Consider the following 18,951-nt stretch of genomic DNA (forward strand, 5'->3'; position numbering starts at 1 on the left):
CGTGTTGCTGCACTTGCCCGGCTCGCTCACTTGTCAGCCAAAAAATATGACGACCGTCGGAGTCTGGTGACGGCCCGCCCGAATTTCAAGTATAAAATTCGGAGAAAATTAACGCTGAATCAGCGCCCAGCATTAAATAAATGTGAGGGACCAAAATCCCGCCTCAAACATCCACCTCCGCCTCGAGCGCATTGTCCTGGATGAATTCGCGTCTTGGCTCGACGACGTCGCCCATCAGCCTTGTGAACATCTCGTCGGCTTCGTCGGCGTGGGCGACCTTGACCTTGAGGAGGGTGCGGGCGTTGGCGTCGAGGGTGGTTTCCCAGAGCTGGTCGGCATTCATTTCGCCGAGGCCCTTATAGCGCTGGATCTTGAGGCCCTTGCGGCCGGCAGCGAGGACGGCTTCGAACAGGGCGACGGGGCCGTGAATGACGGTCTCGCCTTCCTTGTCATTGCGCAGGATGCTCGGCTCGACATAGAGCGGGCGGATGCTGTCGGCATGGTGGTTGAGACGGATCGCGTCCTGGCTGGAGAGCAGCGTCCTGTCGAGCACGGCTTTCTCCTCGACCGAGCGGACCTCACGGCGCAGGATGAGATTGCCGTCTTCGAACCTGCCTTCCCAGGTGTCCTCGCCTTCTTCGGCGATGAGGTTGAGGCGGGCGGCAGTCCTCTCAGCGGCTTCATCGGCGGCGCCGGGGGCGAGCGCGCCGGCAATGGCGGCCTGTTCCACGATATGGCCGGGTGCGCGCAGGCTGAGGCGCCACAGGGCTGACTTGAAGGTGGCGGCCTGGCGGACATTCTCGCGCAGGTCCTCGCCGCCGATCTGCGTGCCGTCCGCGAGGATCAGCGTCTCGCCGCTCGTGCCTTCCTCGATGAGGTAATTGTCCATCTCCATATCGTCCTTGAGGTAACGCTCGGAGCGGCCACGGCTGACTTTGTAGAGCGGCGGCTGGGCGATGTAGAGATAGCCCTTCTCGATGACTTCCGGCATCTGGCGATAGAAGAAGGTGAGCAGCAGGGTACGGATGTGCGCGCCGTCGACGTCAGCATCGGTCATGATGATGATCTTGTGATAGCGCAGCTTGTTGATGTCGAACTCGTCGCGGCCAATGCCGGCGCCGAGCGCCATGATCAGCGTGCCGACCTGGTCTGAGCTGAGCATCTTGTCGAAGCGGGCACGCTCGACGTTGAGGATCTTGCCGCGCAGCGGCAGGATGGCCTGGTTGGAGCGGTCGCGCCCCTGCTTGGCCGAGCCGCCTGCAGAGTCACCCTCGACGATGAAGATTTCGGACTTGGACGGGTCTTTCTCCTGGCAGTCGGCAAGCTTGCCGGGCAGGGAGGTGATGTCGAGGGCCGTCTTGCGGCGGGTCAGCTCACGCGCCTTGCGGGCCGCTTCGCGCGCGGCGGCGGCCTCGACGATCTTCTGCATGATGCCAGCCGCTTCCTTCGGGTTCTCCTCGAACCATTCAGAGAGCTTCTCGCCCATCAGGCTCTCGACCACGGGGCGGACTTCGGAGCTGACGAGCTTGTCCTTGGTCTGCGATGAGAATTTCGGGTCCGGCACTTTCACGGAGAGGACGCAGGTCAGGCCTTCGCGGGCATCGTCGCCGGAAATGTCGACCTTTTCCTTCTTCGCGATGCCGGTCTCGGACGCGTACTTGTTGATGATGCGGGTCAGCGCGCCGCGGAAGCCGGCAAGGTGGGTGCCGCCATCGCGCTGCGGGATGTTGTTGGTGAAGCAGAGGACCTGCTCATGGTAGCTGTCGGTCCAGGAGAGGGCGGCCTCGACCGTGATGCCATCCTTCTCGCCGACAGCGTAGATCGTGTCCGGGATGAGCGCATGGCGCTGGCGGTTGAGGTGGTCGACGAAGGCTTTGACGCCGCCTTCATATTCGAGGATTGCTTCGTATGGTTCGGGCCCGCGCTCATCGCGGAAGACGATGCGCACGCCGGAATTGAGGAAGGCAAGCTCGCGCAGGCGGTGCTCCAGCGTCTTGCGGTCATATTCGGTCATGGTGAAGGTGGCCGGGGAGGCCATGAAACGCACGGCGGTGCCGGTAAGGACCTTGCCATTGGGGCGGTTCGGGCTGGTACCGACCTCCTTCAGGGGCGCCTCGACCACACCGCCATCGATGAACCGGACAAAGTGCTCCTTGCCATTGCGGTGGATGCGCAGCTCGAGCCAGTCAGAGAGGGCGTTCACAACCGAGACGCCGACGCCGTGCAGGCCGCCCGAGACCTTGTAGGAGTTCTGGTCGAACTTCCCGCCGGCGTGCAGCTGGGTCATGATGACTTCGGCCGCAGAGACGCCTTCAGTCTTGTGCATTTCGACCGGGATGCCGCGGCCATTGTCGGTGATCTCGGCAGAGCCATCGGTGTGCAGTGTGACGGTCACTTCGTCGGCATGGCCGGCCAGCGCCTCGTCAATCGCATTGTCGACGACTTCGTAGATCATGTGGTGCAGGCCAGAGCCGTCATCGGTGTCGCCGATATACATGCCAGGGCGTTTTCGGACCGCTTCGAGGCCTTTCAGGACCTTGATGGAATCCGCGCCATATTCAGGCATATTTTCTGCTGGTTCGGCCATGTTTTTCCTGCCGCTGTCTGATTCGTATGAAAGCCCTGAAAATATACAGGATTCGGCCCATAAAGGGAAATCGACAGCTGTGGTAAATCGGCCACAAAGGCGGCCGATTTAACGCAGTAAAAACAATGACTTATGGGGTAAAAATTTCTGGTGCTCGCAAGGGGGCTGTCAGTCCGCGAAAACCGGCGGCCGTTTCTGCGCGAATGCGGCGGCGGCTTCGGCAAATTCGGGCGATTTCAGCTGCTCTGCGAAATGCTGGCCTTCCTCGGCCATGCGGGCGGCGACAGCGTCCCGATTGCCGCGGATGAGCGCCTTGGACTTGCGGATTGCGGTCGGCCCCGACGCGGCGATCCGGCCCGCGCAATCCAGAGCGGCGGCCATCAACTCGCCCGCTGGCAGCACGCGCGAGACAAGCCCGCAGGCAAGCGCTTCCTCGGCGCTCACAATGCGGCCCGCGAGCAGGATCTCGTTCGCCATGGAATTGCCGACAGTGGCAGGCAGGAGGAGGGAGGAGCCCGCCTCCGGCACAAGGCCGAGCTGGGTAAAGGGCGCGCGGAAATTGGCCGTGTCGGCGGCATAGGCGATGTCGCAATGCAGGAGCATGGTGAGGCCGACGCCGATGGCCGGGCCGTTGACCGCCGCGATCACCGGCTTCTCGGCGTCGCGGATGGCTTCGAGGAAGCGCTGGACGGGCGGCTTGCCGGTCTTGCGGTCCATGTCGCTCGCAAAGTCCGTGAGGTCATTGCCGGCGGTGAAAAGGTCGCCCTCGCCGGTGAGGATGATGGCGCGCACGGCCTTGTCGTCATTCGCACCGTTCAAGGCATCAGCCATGGCGCCATACATGGCCTGGGTGAGGGCATTCTTGCGGTCCGGCCGGTTGATGGTGATGGTCAGGATGCGGTCAGCGATGGCTGTGGTGATGTGCTCGGTCATGGTAATCCTCTTGCGGGCGGAAAGCTGCCTTGCTCAACTGTTCGGGGAATCTGGTGAGGGTTTCAACCCGTGCCGTCAAGGCAGTCCGGCAGCCGCCTATCTCGATCCCCCGTGCGGCCCGGCTGTATCAGGCGGGTTTGCGCACGAGGATGGCCGTCGGCATGATCTGGCCACTCTGCCAGGCGGCAAGCAGGTTTGCGCTCTTCTCGGCGGCCGAGGCACCCATCAGCGTTGCGGTGCTGATGGCGGGCGGAGGATTTCCCTTGCTGGCGGCGATACGCTCGAAGAAGGCGGCGGCGATGTCGCGCTGCGGCTCGATGCCGTCGATGGCAAAGCCTGCCGCTTCGAGGTGTTCCTCATACGTGTCCGCGCCGCGCACGAAGCTGATCGACGGGTCGCTTGCCCATGGCATGGGGAAGGCGAGGGGCGAGGCATCATCCTCGCCGCGCATGATGTCGTAGATGAGGAAGTACCCGCCCGGCTTCAGCACGCGTTTCACTTCGCTGAACAGTTCGCGCTTGTGCTCAATGTTCATGCCGACATGGAACATCCAGGCGCGGTCGAATGTGTCTTCGTCGAAGCCGGTGTCCATGGCGCTGCGATGGTGCAGGTGGACGCGGCTGGAAAGGTTGAGCCAGGAGGAAATCGTCTTGCCCGCCTCGATAAAGTTCAGGGTGAGGTCGATCCCGTCCACCTTGCAGCGATAGCGGTGCGCGCCATAGCGTGCGGCCCCGCCTGTGCCGCAGCCAATGTCGAGGGCGCGCATCTCCTCCTTCAGTTCGAGCCGGGGCAGGAGCGCGGCCGTCGCGGCGCGGCCGCCAATATGGAAGTCCTCAAGCGGCGCGATCTCTTCAATCGTGACCGTATCGGGCGTTCGGCCGATTTCGCCGATCGCCCTTTCGATGCGCGAGAGAAGGTCGACACTGTTATAGTGATCGCTGACCGGACCTGACATGAAATGCCTCAACTGGTTCGTGTTGTTATTGCGGAATTTTCCGGGAGCGTACAGTTGTGACGGGCGCGGCACGCAGGAAAGCTCCGTCCTTGCTTGCTGGTCTGAAACCAATTGACTTCGCAGGCGCAAAGATCGAATCCTCTTCAGATCATGGGGACTTTGAACTTGCTCATCGGGCGCCACAGGGCCCAGATCAAGGAGAGATCGCGGATTTCGCGGTATATCCTTCTGCTGGCGATTCTGGCGACGCTGACCTGTTTCGCGACTTTCATCTCGACCCTGTCCGGTGACTATCCTCTGCCTGTCGGCGGAGATTTGTTTGCCGGCAAGCCTGAGCGGATGCTGGGCGCGACCAATTTCTTCATGATGACGGCAATCGGTGCCGCGCTGCGCATGTGGCGGTTCCGGCAAATGCGGATCAAGCTGATGATTGCCGAGGCATTCATCCGGGAAAATGACCAGGACACGGCCGTGAAGCTGTTGCTCGAGCCGGTTTTTGGCGATGATGTCTGGGACGAGACGGACGGAAAGATCAGCGCGCGGGCGTAAAGGGTGAATGATGACCGACACGACGAGAGAGCACCAGATCACATCGGCCGACCTGCTCGCCGAACTGCGCGAGGAACAGCAAAGCTTCCGTTTCCTGATGACGGCGCTCGCGGCGATTATTGGCATGGCCGCGGTGATCGTGGCCGGCAGCGTGATCTATTTCTACATGCAGCTGTCGGGCCTCAAGCAGCAATATGCCGAGCAGACCCGTCTCAATGAGATGAACCTGCGCATCGTGGCCGGGGAAGCTGGCCGCCAGCGCGAGTCCACGCAGGCCGCCATTGTCGCCATTCGCGAAGAGAATGAGGCGGCCCGCCGCCAGGCCGATCTTGCGCGTGAGATCCAGCGCGCTGACTCTGTCAGCCAGGCCTCGGGCTACAAGGACAATGCGATGGAGCTGGCCCAGCAGCATTTCCTCGGCGTGCCGCTCAATGAGGTGACGGCGCAGGTGGTCGGCGTCGTGCTGCGCGCCGATGGGACGGACGGCGAATTGCTGTCGACCGAGGAGCGTCTGCAGTTGCAGGCCGCGCTGGAAGACTGGGGCGGTCAGAATATCGAGGCGGTGCGCGCGTCGATGACGGCGCTGCTGGAGAACTCCGATTCGCTCGAAGCGCAGGCGCGCGGGGCCGCCGGGCTTGCCGCTCTCGAATACCGTGCGGCCAATGACCTGTCGCTGGGCTGGAACCGGGGCTGCTCGACCGTGGTCGACTATGTGAACCAGGCGGCTGCCCGCGGCCTTGAAGCGCCGATGCTGCTGCTCTGGAAGGGGCAGTGCCTCAGGAAGCGCGGCGATGCGCTGCTGGCCTATCAGGCCTTCTCCAAGGCGGCGGGCATGCTTGAAGGCGGCGATTTCGACGAGACCCTGCTGCAGGCGCAGATCGCGCATCACGGTGTTGGCACGACGCTCGTCGCGCTGGTTGCGAGCGAACAGTTGCCGTCCGGGCGCGATTCCGAGAGCGCGCTGCAGGAAGCGCTGGCCGAGCTTCGCGAGGCGGCGCGCCTGAGGGCAGAGCGCGGGGCGACAGCGGTTGGCGTGGCCTATACCGAGGAGAATATCGGCTTTATCCACATACTCGATGAGGACTGGCAGACGGCGCTCGATCATACCAAGCGCATTGATGATATCCTGCCGCTGGCCTGGAACCTGACGGTTCGAAATATAGCCGCAATGGAGAATGAGCAGGCGCTGCGCCGCTCCAATGGGGCGCGTGAAGATATCCGGCGCATGCAGAAAATCCAGGATGATACGAAATTGGTGCTCGGCCTGATGAGCTGCAACCAGATTGACCGGCCCGAGCTGAAGCGGCTGCTGCCGGCCCGTTACTCACCGCAGATCGACGAGCTGTCGCGCCATTGCGATGCCGATGCTGGTGGCTCGCCCTAACGCTCCGACAGCATGCGGACGCGGTCAGGCAGGGCCGTCACCGAATAGTTGAAGCCTTCTGGCTGGATGTCGAAGACGGCCTGACCGCCGAAGGTTTTCGGGACGATGCGTTTCAGGATCAGGCTGCCGAACCCGCTGCCCGGCTCGCGCGCTTCACGCGGCGCGATGAGCTTTTCCTGCCAGTTGAACTGCATCAGGTCGCCCTGCGTCCAGCCAAAGGCAGCCCGCCCGCCGGTTGAACCAAGCGCGCCATGCTTGACCGAATTGGTGCCGAGCTCATTGAGCAGGAGCGACATGGCAAAGGCGGCGCGTGCCGTGATGTGAAAATCATCCTGATCCTGGATGGCGATGAGCGGATTGTCAGGCTCAGGCTCGAAAGGCTGCAGCGATTTGATGGCGAGCTCGCGGATCGAGACCGACTGCCAGTTATTGCGCGACAGCATGGACTGGGTCTCGGCCAGTGTGTTGATCTTCTCGCGCAGGCGCCGGACAAACTGGCCGTGCTCCACTTCGGATTTGTCGAGCAGGCTGATCAGCGATGTGACATGGGCATACATATTACCCATGCGGTGTTCGAGTTCGCGATTGATGACGGAGAGGTCGTGGACCTGGCGCTTGCGGGCATCGGCCTCGATTTCGACCATGACGCCTGCGGCAAGGTCACGGAGGATCTGCCGGTCGGTCTCGTCAAAGCTCTCGCGAGGCTTCGGGTCGATCACGCAGAGCGTGCCGAGGGCGTGGCCATCGCGCGTGATGAGCGGCGCGCCGGCATAGAAGCGGATGAAGGGTTCGCCCACCACGAGGGGATTGTCGGCAAAGCGGACATCCTTGGCGGCATCAAGGACGACCATGATTTCATTCGCGCGGATGGCGTATTCGCAGAAGGCGATGTCGCGGCTGGTTTCCTTCGTGCCCAGCCCGTAGCAGGACTTGAACCACTGGCGATCAGCATCAATCAGCGAGACGAGGGCGATTTCCGTCTCGAGCGAATTCGCTGCGAGGCGGGTCAGCCTGTCAAAACGCGGATCGGGATCGGTGTCCAGCAGCTTCGTTTCCGACAGCGCGGTCAGACGAGCTTGCTCTTTCATGGTCGCACGACCTCTTGCTCCACTCGCATGACGAGTGTTGTTCCTGCATCCCTGCTGTCATCTGGTCACATACAGGCCCAAGATACAAGACGTGTACACAGCTCCATATGCGGCAATGGTGCGGTTAGGAACTCATTTTTCGTGCGGTTTCAGAGCACAAGCCGACACTTCGATAAGTTGTGCTCGCCTCCCGGGGGTTGCAACCTTAGGCTAAGATGCGGCGGCTTACGCCTCCCGCGCTTCGCCATCCCTGATCTCAAACCGTTGGGCACGATCCTGAAAGGCTTCGAAGAGGAAGCTTTCCGTTCCGGTGAGCCAGGCTTGTCCGCCGAGGGCGCAGAGCTCATCGAAGAGGGCAGCGCGCCGGTCGGCATCGAGATGAGCCGCGGCTTCATCGAGGAGAAGGATGGGGGACGGGCCTTCGCCATCCTGCGAGAGCGCCTTTGCCGAGGCAAGGATAAGCCCGATGAGCAGGGCTTTCTGCTGGCCGGTCGAGGCTTCGCCAGCCGGCATGCCGGTCGGGCGGTGGATGACAGAGAGGTCAGTGCGGTGCGGGCCAGAGAGCGTCCGGCCTGCCGCCATGTCCCGGCGCCGGCCATTGCGGTAGGCGTCGCTAAGCGTTTCGAAAATGGTTTTGAAGTCCTCGCCCTTGACGGCCGCCTGTTCGGCGTCGCCGTCGAGCGAGAGGTCGCCTTTCGGGAAGAAGCCTTCAGGGCGGGCATCGACAGCAGATTGCAGGCTTTCCAGAACATGCGCGCGGTTGATCGCGATTTCGGCGCCGGCTTCGGCCATTCGGGTCTCGATGGCATCAGCCCAGGCCGGGTCGACATGGCCGCGCTCCAGCAGGGCATTGCGTTCGCGCATGGCGCGCTCATAGCGGGCAGAGGCGGTGCCGTGCGACGGGATATGAGCCATGACCTGCCGGTCAAAGAAGCGGCGGCGATCAGACGCCCCGCCACGGAAAACGCCGTCCATGGCGGGCGTCAGCCAGACAATGCGGATGAGGTCAGCGAGGTCTGAGGCCTGAGAGGGTGCGCCATCAATGCGGATGATGCGCTTGGAGGTGTTGCCGTCGGTCTCGAGGCCGACGCCGATCTTCTGGTCATCGACCGTGGCTGAAACGGTCCAGCCCGTCTCTGCGTCATGACGGGTGAGATCGGCGAGGGTCGCCGAGCGCAGGCCCCGTCCGGGACCGAGCTGCGAGACGGCTTCGAGAAGGTTCGTCTTGCCCGCGCCATTCGGGCCAAAGAGGCAGACATGCCGCCCATCGAGATCCAGCGAGACAGTCTCGTAATTGCGGAAATTGGAGAGGCGGAGGCGCGTGAGGGCGGTCATGTCTTGTCATCCTCCCCCGTTCACGGGGGAGGTGCCCGCAGGGCGGAGGGGGGAGCGGCAGGAGTTGAGCTTTGAGGCTCCCCCCTCCGAGCCGCTTCGCGGCCCACCTCCCCCGTTCACGGGGGAGGAGAGGCAAGCCGGTACGCCGATCAAACCCGCAGCGGCATCAGCACGTAGCGGGTCGCAAGATCGCCGGGATCAAGGATCAGGGCCGGGGAGGCCGGATCGTTCAGCATGAACTCGGCATCTTCGGCTTCGATCTGGGCGGTGACATCGAGGAGGTATTTGGCGTTGAAGCCGATCTCCATCGCGTCGGCGCCATAGTCGCATTCGATCTCTTCATGGCCCTGGCCGGTCTCGGCGGAGTTCACCGCGAGGATGACCTTGCCATCGCCGAGCGAGAGCTTGACCGAGCGCGAGCGTTCTGCCGACACGGTGGACACGCGGTCGACGGCGGCTTCGAAGGATTTGTTGTCGATGACGAGGCGCTTCTCATTGCCCTTGGGAATGACGCGCTGATAGTCCGGGAAGGAGCCGTCGATCAGTTTCGATGTGAGCACGGCGCGGCCAGCCTGGAAGACGATCTTGGTCTCGGACACGGAGATGGTCACGTCGGCGTCGACGGCATCGATGAGGCGGCGCACTTCGCCGATTGCCTTGCGCGGCACGATCACGCCTTCCAGCGCTTCGGCGCCTTTCGGGGCCGGAGCATCCGCGAGGGCGAGGCGGTGGCCATCGGTTGCGACCGCGCGCAGCACTTTCTCCTGTTTGTCGCCGTCTGCGGCGTGCAGGTAGACGCCATTGAGATAATAGCGGGTTTCCTCGGTCGAGATGGCAAAGCGGGTCTTGTCGATCAGGCGGCGCAGGTCGGCGGCATCCACGTTGAATCTGGTGGCGCTGTCATCACCCGTCATGGTCTGGAAGTCGGAGGCCGGCAGGGTCGGCAGTTCGAACTTTGAGCGGCCGGAACGGATGGTGAGGCGGCGGTTTTCCGGATTGAGCTCAAGCTCGACATCGGCGCCGGCAGGCAGCTTGCGGATGACATCGAACAGGGTGCCGGCTGGTGCGGTAATCGCGCCTTCGCTGGCAATCCTGGCGTCGGCGCTGTCAACGGCCTCGATGTCGAGATCAGTGGCCACGAGGGTCAGCGCGCCGTCCTTTGCGTCCATCAGGACGTTGGACAGGATCGGGATCGTGTTGCGCCGCTCGACCACGTTCTGAACGTGGGAGAGCGCGTTCAGCAGATCACTTCTTTCAATCGTCAGCTTCATCGATCAACCCATCCTGTTAGCGGTCTTGATGCCGCCATGATTTTGTTTGCCTGTTCTTCATCCCTGCCAGAGACGAATCGGCCCGCCTCCCATGGGAAGCGGGCCGAGTACCCTTGTCAAAATGGACTAAAATGCAAGCCCTTGAAAGCGGAAGATTCGCAGGAATCTTCGCCGATCAGCCATTTCCTTCGGACTGGATCTCGTAGACCATCTCCCGGACGCGTTCGACATCGCGAACCATGTCTGCATCCGACTGCATGGCACTGCTGATCTTGCGCCAGGCATGGAGCACTGTGGTGTGATCCTTCTTGGCGAAGGCGCGGGCGATCTGCGGCAGGGACTTCTCTGTCATTTCCCGGCACAGATACATGGCAATCTGGCGTGGGTGACACACCTGACGGGCCTTCTTGGCGCTCTCGATCTCGACCTTGGAGATGTCGAAGACCCGCATGGCAGCGCGCTTGATATTGTCGAGCGTTGGCGCCTGGTATTCGCCCTGCTGACGGCGCAGCACGGTGACGACCATGTCCATGTCCGGATCGACATCGCCGAAGCCGGTCTCGGCCTGGAGACTGTGCAGCACGCCGCAAAGCTCCCGGCCGGGGCCGCGAACGGAGGACACGATACGGTCGATCATGTCTTCGCTGAGCTCGAAATTCGGCTGCGCCTTGCGGATCATGGCAGCGTGCAGCCGCACGATCTCCCGGCGCATTTCCTGATCCGGCATGCCGACTTCCGCCGTGGCCGCGCCGAGCAGCTCTCCGCGCATGCGCTGCGAGAAGCCTTTCAGGTCACCCGGTGCCTCGTCCGCCGTCAGGAGGACACGTCCGCCGGACTTGGTGAGCGAGCGGATATTGGCAAAGAAGGCCTCATCGGTCTTCTTCTTGCCGGCAATCCACTGCAGGTCGTCGATCAGCAGGAGATCATTGTCACGCAAATGAGCCTTGAGGTCGCGGGTGTCGCCAATGCGGGCCCCGTCGACATAGGCAGTCATGAATTCCTCAGCCGTCATATAGGTGACGCGCCGACCATCATCCATCGCCGCAATCGCAGCTTCGACCGCGCGCAGGATGTGGGTCTTGCCTGTGCCCTGGCGACCGTAAATGAACGAGATCTCGGCGCGCAGCATATGGCCTTCGACGAACTGCTCGGCCAGGCGTACGGCCCGTTTGTTCGTGTCGCCGACAATCAGCGTGTCGAATGTCATGGAAAGGTCGCTCGACGACGGTGCAGCCGCCTCGGTGTCGATTGCCTGCTGGGCCGCAAGACGGGTTTCCTGCTCGGCGGACCACAGATCACCGGCAAGCTCGCGTGTCTCGAGCGGGATGTCCTTCCAGCAGGCAATCTCGAGCGAGCGGCCCTTCGGGTCGGTCTTGCGCCAGACACGTTTCAGCATCGGGCGGTGATTGCCGCTGATGCGGTCAAAGGTCAGCTGGTCGCGAGCCGCGATGAGGACAGAATTGTTGACCTCTGCAACGAACCGCAGGTCCTTGATCCACTTGTTGTAGTCGTCGGCCGACGTGATCTGCCGGGCATCATTCAGAACAGCGTTCCAGATGGCCAGACCCTGATGCTTGTCGATGCTTTTGCCGGCGGCTTTTTTGCCGTCTCTACCCCAATTGCCAGATTCTTCTTGGCGCCCCATCGGAACTTCCCCTTTCCTGTGTTTTCTGTTCCACTCTCCTCAACGACAAGGAAGACACGAACCCTGCATTCAGACCGCTTCGATCTGACCTAAAAAACACGCTGTACAGGGACTAATTTCCGTCGATGGATTTACTAAAACACAGGGCCTCCGAGAGAGTCTAGCTGCCTTTTTTTTGATTCTTCGGAATAAGCATCTTGAAGTTCTTGTGACAGGCGAAAATTCAAAACAATTCAATTGCGTATGAGGCTGAAAAAAGCTCAGAAGGCAAGAGAACGATTCGTACACTTAAATTTGTTCCCGGAGTGTTCTGTCAACTTTCAAACGCCGAACAAGCTGTGAATTTAGCCAGTTTTTTGCCAAGTTTTGCACATTGGGCACGATCGCGTGCAGAATACAAAAAACCCGCATGGGAGGCCATGCGGGTCTTGCAAAATTGCAGATTTGTAACGCCTTGAAGGAAAGCGTCAGCTCATCGCTTTGACGCGTGCGCTGAGGCGCGAAATCTTGCGGGCCGAGGTGTTCTTGTGAAGAACGCCCTTGCTGGCAGCGCGCATGATTTCCGGCTGGGCCGTCTTCAGCGCTTCAGCAGCGGCTTTCTGGTCGCCTGATGCAATCGCTTCCTCAACCTTGCGGATGTAGGTGCGCATGCGCGAACGGCGCGCGGTGTTCACTTCGGTGCGACGTGCAATCTTGCGCACCATTTTCTTGGCTGAGCGTGTATTCGCCATCAATAACTCCTGAGTGTCCCGGTCGGACGCAAGCGGCGGACATACCCAAACGGCCTTATCTCGTCAACCGGAATGGGCGGTGACTCATGTATTAAAGGCAGATGCGGGTGAGAATTGTCTGCCAGACCCCAGTCTAATCGGGTTAATGCCGCTCATCCCCGCGAAGGCGGGGATATCTGGTGCGGCTTATGCCCGGCCTCAAACTGCCTGAGGTCCCCGCCTTTGCGGGGATCAGCGGCGAGGCAGGCATTTGTGAAGCTATCTATTGTTGAAGTGCGGCTCGCGCTTCTCGACAAAGGCTTCCATGCCTTCTTTCTGGTCATCGGTCGCGAACAGCGAATGGAAGAGGCGGCGTTCGAACAGCACGCCCTGGCTGAGCGTGGTTTCGTAGGCGGCGTTGACCATTTCCTTCGTCATCATCGCGGTGGCGCGGGGCATGGACGCGATCTTGCGGGCGACAGACTTTGCTTCGTCGAGCAGCTCGTCTGTCGGGACAATGCGCGAGACGAGGCCGCAGCGCTCGGCTTCTTCAGCGTCCATCATGCGGCCCGTGAGGCACATTTCCATCGCCTTGGACTTGCCGGCAAAGCGCGTCAGACGCTGCGTGCCGCCCGCGCCCGGAGAGACACCAATGGTAATTTCCGGCTGGCCGAACTTGGCGTTCTCTGCGGCGAGGATGAAGTCGCACATCATGGCAAGCTCACAGCCGCCGCCGAGGGCGTAGCCAGAGACAGCGGCGATAACCGGCTTGCGCATGCGCGCGGCGCGCTCCCAGTTGCGGGTGATGAAGTCTGTATAATAGGCGTCGAGATAGGACTGCTCGCGCATTTCCTTGATATCGGCGCCAGCAGCAAACGCCTTTTTCGAGCCGGTGATCACGATGCAGCCAATGGTGGCTTCATTGTCGAAACGGTCCAGCGCTTCGGTAAGCTCGTCCATCAGCTGGTTGTTGAACGCATTCAGCGCGTCCGGTCGGTTCAGCGTAATGATTGCGACAGCGTTATCGACTTCGGTCAGCAGCGTTTCATATGCCATGTAAAGTCCCGTAATTGCGTTCTTCTTGCGTTTGCGGTCTCGAGCCGCGAGTGTCGTGTGCCATAAGGGATTAAAGGTTCGGCGTCGATAGGAGTCACCAGTGAAGAGAATAGGCAGGGTATTGACCGCAGGCATTGCAGGTGCAGCGATTGCGGGGGTGACAGCATGTGCCACGGGGACTTCAGAGAAAACGGAGACGAATGAGCAGGCTGCACCTCTCGTCGCGGAAGTCACCGCGCCAGGGCCGGGTGACCGGATGCCATCCGGCCGCGACATTGGCGTGCGCTCGGCTGTCGTCGCGCCGAACGGGGCGGCCGCGACGGCGCACCCGCTCGCGACGCAGACGGCACTCGACATCTTGAAGTCCGGCGGCACGGCGATGGATGCCGCGATTGCAGCAAATGCGATGCTGGGCCTTGTCGAGCCGACCGGCAATGGCATTGGCGGGGACCTCTTTGCCATCGTCTGGGACCCGAAGACCGGACAGCTCTATGGCTATAATGGCTCCGGCCGCAGTCCGATGGGGGCGACGCTTGAAGACATGCAGGCCAAGGCCGACGAATTCATGGATGGCGAGGAGATCCCGCCCTTCGGTTCGGCGCCTGTCACCGTGCCGGGCACGGTTGAAGCCTGGGGCGCGCTGCATGAGCGGTTCGGGCGTACCCCGTTCAATACGCTGCTTGAGCCTGCCATCCGCTATGCCCGTGAAGGCGCGCCGATTCCGGAAGTGATCGCCTATTACTGGAGCAATGGCCCGAAGCGGTATGAGCCTGCTTTCGAGAGCGGGATGCTGGAAGAGTATGAGAATGCGAAGGCGACCTATTTCTCCCCACCGCCGCGTGAAGGCTCCCTGTTCCGAAACCCCGACCTCGCCGACACGCTGGAGCGGATAGCCTATAAGGGGCCGGACGAGTTTTATAGGGGCGAGACGGCCCGCATCATGGGCGACTATTTCGAGCGGATTGGCGGCCATCTTCGTTATGAGGATTTTGCCGCGCATGATGGCGAATGGGTGGAGCCGCTGTGCGTAACGTATCGGGACGAGGTAAAGCTCTGCGAGCTGCCGCCGAATACGCAAGGTGTAGCCGCGCTGCAGATGCTGCAGATGCTGGAACCTTTCGATCTTCGTCAGATGGGATTTGGATCGGCCGACAGCATCGCCGTCCAGGTCGAAGCGAAGCGGCTGGCTTTCGCTGATCGGGCGATCGGCTACGCAGACCCCGACTATAGCAGTATTGATCCCGCGACGTTTGTTACACCGGGCTACAATCTCGCGCGGAGCTGTCTGATCGATCCTGAAAAGCCGGGTGTAGCTAGGCCCGGTCCTAAAATCGAAGGCGAAGTCGCGGAATTCTATGCGCGAGTGGACAAGCTTTCTATCCTTGGTGAAAGCAGGGAGGACTATTGCGCCCGTTACCTGATACCTGAGTTGTTGCAGCGCGATGACGCGCGCCCCGACGATTCCAAACTCAATGACGGCGACACGACCTATCTCACTGTCACCGACAAGGACGGGATGATGGTCTCGCTGATCCAGTCGAACTATCGCGGCATGGGCTCTGGCCTTGTGGCAGACGGCCTCGGTTTCATGTTCCAGGATCGCGGCCAGCTCTTCTCGCTCGACCCGGCGCACCCGAACGTTTTCGAGCCGGGCAAGCGGCCCTTCCACACGATCATTCCAGCGTTCGCGTTCAGGAAGGACATGCCGGGCTGCCAGACGCGCGCCGTCGCCGCGGAAGTCGCGTGCCGATATGAGCCCTGGATGAGCTTCGGCCTGATGGGCGGGGGCATGCAGCCGCAGGGCCATGTCCAGATCATCCTCAACCTTGTCGATTTCGACATGGGGCTGCAGGAAGCTGGCGATGCGGCGCGCTGGGAGCATGTCGGCGGCTGCGAGCCAACCGATGATCTTAATGGCGATGCGTGCGAGAGCGATATGGGCGTTGTGCGGCTCGAAAGCGGCATTCCGCCGGAAACGCGCGCCGAGCTGGAGCGCCGCGGCTTTACCGTCGAGTGCTGCAGCGCCAATGGCGGCGGCTATCAGGCCATTATGCGCGACTTCGAGAGTGGGGCGTGGATTGCTGCGACCGAGATGCGCAAGGATGGATCGGCAGACGGGTACTAGCGGGACTTCGAGGCCTGATCCTTCGTCCTTCGGCGCAGCGGCTCCGTGGTTCGACTTCGCTCATCATGAAGCCTTTCATTGCGGGTAGATGAAGCCTTCATCTTGAGCGAATTCGAAGGACGAAGGCGTCTGTGCATCGGCCCACACTCCCGCCCCTCTGGGGAGAGCCCTCGGTAGGGTCAGCCGAGCGGCCAGATCACGGGGATGACCATCATCGCTACAATGAACAGGATGAAGTTCAGCGGCAGGCCGACGCGGGCAAAGTCTGTGAACTTGTAGCCCCCGGCCGAGTAGACGAGCGTATTGGTCTGGTAGCCGATGGGCGTTGCAAAGCTGGCGCTGGCGGCGAACATGACGGCAACAACAAAGCCGCGTGGATCGGCGCCGAGGCTTGTCGCAAGGCCGATGGCAATCGGCGTCATCAGGATGGCGGTTGCATTGTTCGAGACGAACTCGGTGAGTGCAGACGTGATGAGATAGACGGCGGCGAGCGCGGCGAGCGGACCGAAGGCGCCAAGTGGGCTGGCAATCGTGTCGACGATGAGGGCCGCTGCGCCCGAAGTTTCCAGCGCAAGCCCGAAGGCGAGCATGCCGAAGATCAGCATGAGGATGTCCCACTGGATCGCCTTGTAGGCTTCCTGGTGGTCAAGGCAGCCGAGGGCAATCACGGCGGCCGCGGCAATCAGGGCGAGACCTGCAATCGGCATCACGCCGAGCGCGGCAAAGATCATCACGAACAGGACGGCCCCGACTGCGATGGGAGCCTTGTCGCGGCGAACGGGGCGTTCCGTGGTTTCGGTGAGGTTGGACAGCATGCCGTCTTCAAACATCTGCTTGAGGCCGGCGGCGGGGCCTTCTAGCAGCACCGTATCACCGACATCGAAACGGATATCGTGGCCGCTGAGCCCGATATTCTCGCCGCGCCGATGGATGGCAAGCGCGTAGACGCCGTAAAGGCGGACGAGGCCGGCGCCGACAATCGGGCGGCCAACGAGACGGGAATCCGGGCCGACAACGCCCTCCATGACGTGTGTCTCGGTCGTCTGGACCGGCTCAAAGGCGTGCTGTCCGCCGGACCCGGCGCCAATGGCGACGTCCCCGGCTTCGCGCAGGGTCAGCATTTCGGAAACGGGCGAGCGGATGACCATTCGGTCACCGCCCTGCAGGGTGAGGGTGGCAAGCTCGGTCCGGCGCGAGCGGTTCTCGCGCATGACGTCGATGACGGTGAAGCCTTTCTCGGCGGAAAAGCCCGTTTCCTTGATGGTCTTGCCGACGAGGATGGAGTCGACCGGTACAAGCACCTGCGCGACGAAGCGGCGGGTCCTGGTAGACGGCAGTATTGCAGCGAGGCTGTCGCGGTCTGGTAACAGCCAGCGGCCGGCGACGACCATATAGAGCGAGCCGCCAAGCGCCATGAACAGGCCGGCGACCGTAATCTCGAATATTCCGAATGCTTCAAGACCGGCGTTTCGCGCAACACCGTCGACGAGGAGGTTGGTCGAGGTGCCGATCAGGGTGGTCATGCCGCCAAAGATCGAGGCGAAGGAGAGCGGAATGAGGAGCTTGGACGGCGAGGTGCCGACGGACTGGGCGAGCCGGATGGCGACAGGGATCAGGATCACCACGATCGGCGTGTTGTTCATGAAGGCAGACAGCGTGATGACGATCAGCATCAGCGCTATGACGGCCAGGGTCGGTGTCCATTTGCGAGCCAGCCGGATCACCATGTTGCCGACACCGCCAATCACGCCGGTCCGTTCCAGTGCTGCCGACAGGACGAACATGGCGCCAATCGTGATCGGTGCGGCATTGGAAAAGACGCCCAGTGTCTCCTCCACGCTGAGAATGCCGGTAACGAGGAGCGCCGCCATTGCGAGCAGGGCGATCACATCCGATGGCAGCTTCTCACGCACAAAGCCGGCAAAGACCAGGACCAGCAGGCCGAGCACAATCGCAATCTGGACCGGTTCAGACAGGGTGAAGTCAAACATGCTGGCAGGCGTCTCTATGATCTGTGGAAGGATGACAGATGTGCGCAGCGAGGGCCGGATGGCAACTTATGTGTGGCATCAGAAAAGCCATATCCTGCCCGGTGGCCTAACAGTCGAAGACGCTACGCACGTCTGACAGGGCGTCACTCATGAAATCCATGAAGGCGCGGACGCGCGGCGACTGGCGAAGGTCGGGGTGGGTCAGCATCCACAGGCCGGTCGCGATGCGCTCGTCCAGCAGGCCTTCGATCCGCCGCAGGCCCTCATGGCGGTCGCCGAATGCACGCGGCAGGACTGCGATGCCGGACCCCCAGCGTGCTGCCTCGGCGATGGCGACATAATTGTCGGCGCGCATCCGTATCCGGTTGCGGGGGACATTGTTGGCGAGCCAGCTATTGGCCGGTGTGCCCTCGAGGCCATCGGTATAGCCGATCCAGTCATGCTCGGCAGGGGAGTGCGACTTGAAGCGGGCCGCATAGTCCCAGGAGGCGTAGAGGCCAAATGTGACATCACAGATTCGTCGGCCGGCGAGGTGCTCGGGCGGCGCGGTGGAGGGCTGGATCGCCACTTCGGCTCCGCGCGGGTTGAGGTTGAGGGTGCTGCTGGTCAGGTTGATATGCAGCTGGATGCTGGGGTGCGCATCCTGAAAGCGCCGGACGAGTTCGGCGATCTGGGCGATGAACATGGAATTGGTTGTGGTGAAGGTAAGATCGCCCGCAACATCGCCCGACGCGCCGTTCATCTTGCGCTGGATCGCCGAGAGGGACTCGTCTATCTGGCGAGCGGCCTCGAGGATGGGGGCGGCTTCCGGCAGGGGCGTCAGCCCCCAGCCATCGCGCGAAAACAGGCGATACTTCAGCTGTTGTTCAAATGCCGTGATGCGGCGCTGCACCGTGGTGCGATTGACGTTCAGGCGCCGGGCCGCTTCTGTAATGGTTCCGGTGTCTGCAAGGGCAGCGACGTATCTCAGGTCGTCCCAATTCCAGTTGTGCATAATTGCAACATCTTTGCGCAAAATTGAACTAGATTAGGCATAGACGCACAGCTGGAATCGTTCTTCAATAGACGCGGTCTGATTTATATAGTATTTCGCTTAACAGGCGAGTTTCTGCTGGTGCGTAAACCTGCCCACAAGTTTCAGTGCGGCCAATATGGGTCAGCTGTTTGATATTGTCGACGCCGCCCAGGTCCCGTCCCTGGACCAAGAGGTAACTCTTGCATGCAGATTCGTTGCTGCGAATGAATTTGCATCGTCACTGCCACGTTGTCCCCCATTACCATGATGTGGCTGTGAATTGGGCTGGCGTCGACAAGCTCAATCA

Annotated in this window: 14 protein-coding genes; 3 read left to right on the plus strand and 11 right to left on the minus strand. The window is 61.7% G+C overall.

Annotation, left to right across the window (positions count from 1 at the left end):
• Positions 1–163 precede the first annotated feature (163 nt).
• The 3 genes from gyrB to B8746_RS17100 form a co-directional block, all read right to left on the minus strand.
• Positions 164–2,587, minus strand: coding sequence for a DNA topoisomerase (ATP-hydrolyzing) subunit B (gene gyrB, locus B8746_RS07360; RefSeq protein WP_084392961.1), 2,424 nt, complete (start codon positions 2,585–2,587; stop codon positions 164–166).
• A gap of 168 nt (positions 2,588–2,755) precedes the next feature.
• Complete coding sequence (locus B8746_RS07365; protein ID WP_084392962.1) at positions 2,756–3,520, minus strand: enoyl-CoA hydratase; 765 nt, start codon at positions 3,518–3,520, stop codon at positions 2,756–2,758.
• Positions 3,521–3,647: 127 nt separating this feature from the next.
• Entirely contained in the window at positions 3,648–4,475 is an 828-nt protein-coding gene (locus B8746_RS17100) for a class I SAM-dependent methyltransferase (RefSeq protein ID WP_158084559.1), read from the minus strand.
• Between the two features lie 165 nt (positions 4,476–4,640).
• Between B8746_RS17100 and B8746_RS17105 the strand changes: the two genes are divergently transcribed.
• Both B8746_RS17105 and B8746_RS07375 read left to right on the plus strand, forming a co-directional pair.
• Complete coding sequence (locus tag B8746_RS17105; RefSeq protein ID WP_158084560.1) at positions 4,641–5,024, plus strand: hypothetical protein; 384 nt, start codon at positions 4,641–4,643, stop codon at positions 5,022–5,024.
• A 7-nt stretch (positions 5,025–5,031) separates the two neighbouring features.
• Positions 5,032–6,408, plus strand: a complete 1,377-nt coding sequence (locus tag B8746_RS07375) for a hypothetical protein (RefSeq protein WP_158084561.1) — start codon at positions 5,032–5,034, stop codon at positions 6,406–6,408.
• Here the strand turns inward: B8746_RS07375 and B8746_RS07380 are convergent.
• The 6 genes from B8746_RS07380 to B8746_RS07405 all read right to left on the minus strand — a co-directional run bounded on the left by B8746_RS07380 (position 6,405) and on the right by B8746_RS07405 (position 13,513).
• The gene (locus B8746_RS07380; protein ID WP_084392966.1) at positions 6,405–7,496 is read right to left on the minus strand and encodes a GAF domain-containing protein; all 1,092 of its coding nucleotides are present in this window, start codon (positions 7,494–7,496) and stop codon (positions 6,405–6,407) included. The genes B8746_RS07375 and B8746_RS07380 overlap by 4 nt on opposite strands.
• A 225-nt stretch (positions 7,497–7,721) precedes the next feature.
• Positions 7,722–8,831, minus strand: coding sequence for a DNA replication/repair protein RecF (gene recF / locus B8746_RS07385; protein WP_084392968.1), 1,110 nt, complete (start codon positions 8,829–8,831; stop codon positions 7,722–7,724).
• 149 nt (positions 8,832–8,980) lie between these two features.
• Positions 8,981–10,102 (minus strand): DNA polymerase III subunit beta, encoded by a 1,122-nt coding sequence (dnaN, locus tag B8746_RS07390; protein WP_084392969.1) that lies wholly within the window; start codon positions 10,100–10,102, stop codon positions 8,981–8,983.
• Between the two features lie 175 nt (positions 10,103–10,277).
• Positions 10,278–11,747 carry a DnaA ATPase domain-containing protein gene (locus tag B8746_RS07395; RefSeq protein ID WP_084392970.1) on the minus strand — a complete coding sequence of 490 codons (1,470 nt, stop codon included), beginning with the start codon at positions 11,745–11,747 and terminating at the stop codon, positions 10,278–10,280.
• Positions 11,748–12,214: 467 nt separating this feature from the next.
• Positions 12,215–12,478: a 30S ribosomal protein S20 gene (rpsT, locus tag B8746_RS07400; protein WP_084392971.1), complete on the minus strand. Its 264-nt coding sequence runs from the start codon at positions 12,476–12,478 to the stop codon at positions 12,215–12,217.
• 258 nt (positions 12,479–12,736) lie between these two features.
• Complete coding sequence (locus B8746_RS07405; protein ID WP_084392973.1) at positions 12,737–13,513, minus strand: enoyl-CoA hydratase; 777 nt, start codon at positions 13,511–13,513, stop codon at positions 12,737–12,739.
• 100 nt (positions 13,514–13,613) lie between these two features.
• Between B8746_RS07405 and B8746_RS07410 the strand changes: the two genes are divergently transcribed.
• Positions 13,614–15,638 carry a gamma-glutamyltransferase family protein gene (locus B8746_RS07410; protein ID WP_143434548.1) on the plus strand — a complete coding sequence of 675 codons (2,025 nt, stop codon included), beginning with the start codon at positions 13,614–13,616 and terminating at the stop codon, positions 15,636–15,638.
• Between the two features lie 179 nt (positions 15,639–15,817).
• Here the strand turns inward: B8746_RS07410 and B8746_RS07415 are convergent, their stop codons facing one another.
• Complete coding sequence (locus tag B8746_RS07415) at positions 15,818–17,629, minus strand: SLC13 family permease (RefSeq protein WP_084392983.1); 1,812 nt, start codon at positions 17,627–17,629, stop codon at positions 15,818–15,820.
• Positions 17,630–17,735: 106 nt separating this feature from the next.
• Complete coding sequence (locus B8746_RS07420; protein WP_084392984.1) at positions 17,736–18,623, minus strand: LysR family transcriptional regulator; 888 nt, start codon at positions 18,621–18,623, stop codon at positions 17,736–17,738.
• Positions 18,624–18,951: the final 328 nt, after the last annotated feature.

Origin of the sequence: Henriciella pelagia (genome assembly GCF_002088945.1) — a bacterium.
In the GTDB taxonomy this organism is placed as follows: Bacteria; Pseudomonadota; Alphaproteobacteria; order Caulobacterales; family Hyphomonadaceae; genus Henriciella; species Henriciella pelagia.